The 1,132-nt window shown below is 36.8% G+C and carries 1 pseudogene; it reads right to left on the bottom strand.

The window, feature by feature from the left end:
- Nucleotides 1-1,132, bottom strand: a pseudogene (locus OH806_RS16540) (hypothetical protein); the annotation flags it as partial.

Below are 1,132 nucleotides of genomic sequence, written 5' to 3'. Positions count from 1 at the left end.
CTTTCAAAAAACTGTCTTAAACTTCCGTCTAATTCATCAACTTTCAAAACAATGCTTTCAAATAATATTTCCGTTGCCTGTTCTATATCTTCTATCTCCGTAACTAAACAATTGTCTGAGGTGACACACCTCTGATACTGATTAATAAAGGTTACTTGCTTAATAACCGCTTGATACATTTCATTTAAACGCCTTATTTTATGCACCTTTTCAGGAAGATTTAATTTTGTTGCAAACGGATTTATAACCTCGTAATACTTTAAATTTCTTACCAACTTTTGTATAAAACCAATTGCTTTTTCCTGTTCGTTTCTGTCTATTTCTCCTGCATTTCTGCGGTTCTGATACTCGATAATTCTCTGTGTTTGTTCCTTGCTTTCGTCTACTGCCAATAAAAAACTCCTGCTCATATTATCCTCATACGTTTCGCCTTTTGTTGTTGCAGATAAACTGCTGAACTGACCTTTTACGATTTTATGGGAAGATTTATTGTTTCCTTTCTTATCCTTGATGGTTACGGAACTTCTCAAAACCTGATTGCTTATAAATTCTCTTAACGCATATAATGCATCTTCTTTTAAACCGTCTAAATCTTCAATAATGATAATCTTTTGGAATAAATCAAATTCGCCCCAGTTGTATAAGCTCGATTCTGTAATTCTTGTAAATCTCAATACGTCTTCCTGTGGCATTAAATCCGCAATTCTGCTGATAATGTGAGTCTTTCCGCTTCCCGAACTTCCTTGTACAATTCCGTGTAACGGGCTTTTGTTTAAGTAACTAATCGTAATTAAAAACAACAATAATCTCGATTGCTCTTCGCCGATGATTCCTGCTTGTTCGATGAGTTGGTTTAAGGATTTTAAAAGGTCTTTTTGTTGTAGAAACTCCGTGGCGGACTGCCAATTATTTTCTTTTGTAGATTCTTCATTTCGCTTCGCTTCATTCAGAATGACAGAACGTTTGTCATTCTGAGCGTAGTCGAAGAATCTCGCTGATTCCACGGATTCCGCAGATTTATTTGGGGAGTTGGAGGGAAGCTTCACTTCGTCCGATTTACTTTTTTTCGCAGAAAGGAAGGGACTCGAACCCTCGGTGTAATGGAACTGGTGTTTGAGACCAGCACGTCTAC

The organism is Chryseobacterium oryctis (assembly GCF_025971925.1).
Classification (GTDB): domain Bacteria; phylum Bacteroidota; class Bacteroidia; order Flavobacteriales; family Weeksellaceae; genus Chryseobacterium; species Chryseobacterium oryctis.
The sequence above is the reverse complement of the archived record's forward strand: the minus strand, read 5'-3'. Positions and strand labels throughout refer to the sequence as shown.